Source organism: Oscillatoria sp. HE19RPO (assembly GCF_024220515.1).
Classification (GTDB): domain Bacteria; phylum Cyanobacteriota; class Cyanobacteriia; order Cyanobacteriales; family Laspinemataceae; genus Laspinema.
Window position 1 is genome coordinate 1 of sequence record NZ_JAMXOT010000475.1, and the last position, 3976, is coordinate 3976.

Consider the following 3976-nt stretch of genomic DNA (forward strand, 5'->3'; position numbering starts at 1 on the left):
AAAAAATAAAACCTTCAAAAAACCCGCAGGCTCAAGCCTGGAGGCTCACAGGACAAAGCGGTGCCTGCGCGGGCTAAAAGAGCCTTGTTAGGTGCGATCGCATCAAAGCAAGGATGATTTATTTGTTGGAATCCCCTAATACCCAATCCGGTTGTTAAAAGTCGATTTTCTGAATTAGCCCGCGCAGGCGGGCTTCGTCCGTGTAGCCCCACCCTTGAGGGTGTGGGTTTTTATAGACTTGCCCGGGAAGAATCCCCCGAAAAAAAAATTATCCTTAGAAACGATTCAGAAGAGTTATGCGATGGTATAAGGCTTCTGGTAAAATTTGTAAGGTTTCTATGACTTCGATCAATGGGATCTTCACGGGCACGGATCGCTATAGATGCTATGGGCGGGGATAATGCCCCTGCAGCAATCGTTACGGGCGCGCTTAAAGCCGCCTCGGAGTTGGACGTAGATGTTCTTTTGGTCGGCGATCCTGAAAAGATCGACTCCTGCATCAAGGAACATCAAAAAGACGCCAATTTCCCCAATCTGAATCAGGTGGAAATTATTCCGGCTGATGAAGTGGTGGAAATGCACGAGGAGCCTTTAAGCGCTTTAAAACGGAAGCGCAACGCTTCCATTCGAGTGGCTATGGAATTGGTGAAAAACAACCAAGCTCAGGCCATTATTTCAGCAGGGCACTCCGGTGCGGCAATGGCAGCAGCCCTATTACATTTGGGGCGGCTGCGTGGAATTGACCGGCCAGCCATTGGTGCCATTTTTCCGACTATTGTTCCCAATAAATCCGTTCTGATTTTGGATGTGGGGGCGAATGTGGACTGTCGTCCCAAGTTCCTAGAACAGTTTGCGGTGATGGGAACGATTTACAGCCAATACGTTTTGGGGGTAGAAGAACCCAAGGTCGGACTGCTCAATATCGGGGAAGAACCCTCCAAGGGCAACGATCAGGCCGTTCGCACCCATCAGATGTTGGTGGACAATCCTCTAGTTCCCTTTTTTGGGAATGCGGAAGGTCGCGACATTCTGTCGGGTAACTTTGATGTGATCGTCTGTGATGGCTTTACCGGCAATGTCGTCTTGAAGTTCGCAGAAGGGCTTGGGGAAATTGTTCTGAATATTCTCAAAGAAGAGTTGACCCAGGGAATCATGGGGAAAATGGGGGTAACCCTGTTAAAACCGAGTCTGAAACGGTTTAAGCAACGGGTGGATCATGTTGAACGGGGAGGCGGCTTATTATTGGGAGTAGCCGGAATTTGCATTATTACTCATGGCAGTTCTCAAGGCCCCACGGTTTATAATGCAATTCGCTTGGCAAAAGATGCGATCGACCACCAAGTGCTCGATCGAATGCAGTCCCAGTTTGAATCACAGAAGCAGCTCACCGCAGTACCCGAACCGACGACTGAAAGTTGACGGTTGAACATTGACGGCACCGATCCGGCTGCGATCGCGCCTTTGGATACTCGAAACAACCGCGTATGACTCAAGAACCGACCGAGGGAGAATCAGTTTGAAAGAAATAGGGGTAGGCATTGCAATTACAGGAAGCGGTTCAGCGACTCCAGCGAACGTCCTAGACAATCAAGCACTGTGTCAAATGGTGGAGACTTCGGAGGAGTGGATCGAGTCTCGCACCGGGATTCAGACCCGACGAGTGGCTTCTGGGGAAGAATCCCTCACGGAACTGGCGACTCAGGCGGCATTCAAGGCACTCGCCATGTCGGGTCTGCAACCCACAGACCTGGATTTGATTGTTCTGGCGACTTCGACGGCAGATGACCTGTTTGGCAGTGCTTCCAAAATTCAGGCCAATTTAGGTGCAACTCGGGCAGTCGCCTTCGACCTGACCGCTGCCTGTTCTGGGTTTCTGTTTGGTTTCGTCACCGCTGCCCAATTTATCCGCACGGGGGTGTACAAAAATGTCCTAGTCATTGGGGCAGATCTCCTCTCGCGCTGGGTGGATTGGGGCGATCGCCGCACCTGTATTCTCTTTGGCGATGGCGCGGGGGCGGTGGTTATGCAAGCCAATACCACTCGCGATCGCCTCCTCGGTTTTGAGTTGTGCAGTGATGGCAGTCAAAATGACTGTCTGACTCTGGCTTTCCAACCCCAGGAGAAAGCCCTCACTCCCAATCTATCAGTCGGCCAAGGTACTTATCAGTTCATCGAAATGAACGGCAAAGAAGTCTACCGCTTCGCCGTCAAACGAGTGCCGGAAGTGATTGAAAAAGCCTTATATCGCGCCGATATCGAGGTCGATCGCGTGGACTGGCTGTTGCTCCATCAAGCCAATCAGCGCATTCTCGATGCCGTCGCCGTCCGACTCAACATTCCCACTCATAAAGTCCTGGGCAATCTCGCCAACTATGGCAACACCTCCGCTGCTTCTATCCCGATCGCCTTGGATGAAGCAGTCCGCGAAGGCAAAATTAAACCGGGCGATATCATTGCCGCTGCCGGTTTTGGTGCGGGACTGACTTGGGGCTCTGCCATTTTTGAATGGGGTTAACGGATAGCGTTTTACCCTTCCCACCCGGTGTAACATTCCGTTATCCAAGGGTGGGGCTTTTACAGGCTTCCTGATACGGAATTCGGTTGCTCTAGTCTACAAAAACCCACACCCTCAAGGGTGGAGGCTCACAGGACGGAGCCTCTCCTGCGCGGGCTAAAAGCGAAAACCGACTTTTACCAACTGGATTTGGTATGACTGAGCGCAAGGCGATCGGGCTATAGCCTGCCGTGGCGTGCTCATAGGAGCAAACCGGCTTTTAAAAACCAAATGGGGGATAAGCCCAGTTCTTTACCCTCTCTTTATTTGAACCATCATCACGACCAATTGACAAATGACGAAAACAGCATGGGTGTTTCCCGGACAAGGTTCCCAAGCCCTAGGCATGGGTGTAGATTTAGCAAACCTGCCCATTGCTCAAGAAAAATATGCCGCTGCTGAGACGATTCTCGGCTGGTCCGTTTTGGACATCTGCACCAACGCCGAAGATAAACTCAGCAGCAGTCTCTACACGCAACCGAGTCTCTATGTTGTTGAGAGCATTCTGGTTGATTTAATGCGCGATCGCCATCAACAAACGGACCTGGTTGCCGGTCATAGTTTGGGCGAATATGTCGCCCTCTATGCCGCAGGCGTCTTTGACTTTGAAGCTGGCTTACAACTGGTCAAATATCGCGCTGAACTCATGAATACCGTCGCCGGGGGTCAAATGACCGCCCTGATTGGCTTTAACCGAGAACAGCTTGATGCTCAAATTAGTGCCACTCCCGATGTGGTCCTCGCCAACGACAACAGCGATGGACAGGTGGTCATTTCTGGAACTCCCGAGGCGGTAGAGTCGGTGGTTGCCGCTATCAAAGTCAAACGGGCAGTCAAATTAAATGTGGCCGGGGCCTATCATTCCCCCTTCATGGAACCCGCACAGGCTGAGTTCCAAAAAGCTCTTGATGCGGTTCCTTTTACCGATGCGATCGTTCCGGTTCTGTCCAATACCGACCCCACCCCGGAAACCAAAGCAGAGTTGTTAAAACAGCGTCTCTCTCGGCAGATGACGGGTTCGGTGCGCTGGCGGGAAATTATGTTACAACTCCCCCAAGCAGGCATCGAAAGCGTGATAGAAATTGGACCGGGCAAGGTTCTGAGTAATTTAATCAAACGCGCCTGTTCCGATTTAGCTGTCACGAATGTCAGCACTGCCGCTGACTTACCGGCATAATTTTCTCCAAGACAGACGCTGTAATATTCCGCGTCTGTTTTCCCCTCTATAGCGTTTCCCCGACTCATAAGGTACGGATAGCTAGGAGTGCGAGCATCTTGCTCGCTCTTAGGGAACTCCAAAAAATAAAACCTTCAAAAAACCCGCAGGCTCAAGCCTGGGGCTACACGGACAAAGCCCGCCTGCGCGGGCTAAAAGAGCCTTGTTAGGTGCGATCGCATCAAAGCAAGGATGATTTATTTGTT

General features: G+C 51.3%; 3 protein-coding genes. All 3 read left to right on the plus strand.

What is annotated here, in order from left to right; translation table 11 throughout:
- Positions 1-351: 351 nt before the first annotated feature.
- The 3 genes from plsX (at position 352) to fabD (ending at position 3731) form a co-directional block, all read left to right on the plus strand.
- Positions 352-1419 (plus strand): phosphate acyltransferase PlsX, encoded by a 1068-nt coding sequence (gene plsX / locus NG833_RS29790; protein ID WP_254568884.1) that lies wholly within the window; start codon positions 352-354, stop codon positions 1417-1419.
- 97 nt (positions 1420-1516) lie between these two features.
- Complete coding sequence (locus NG833_RS29795) at positions 1517-2515, plus strand: beta-ketoacyl-ACP synthase III (protein ID WP_254568885.1); 999 nt, start codon at positions 1517-1519, stop codon at positions 2513-2515.
- Positions 2516-2849: 334 nt separating this feature from the next.
- Entirely contained in the window at positions 2850-3731 is an 882-nt protein-coding gene (gene fabD, locus NG833_RS29800) for an ACP S-malonyltransferase (protein ID WP_254568886.1), read from the plus strand.
- Positions 3732-3976: the final 245 nt, after the last annotated feature.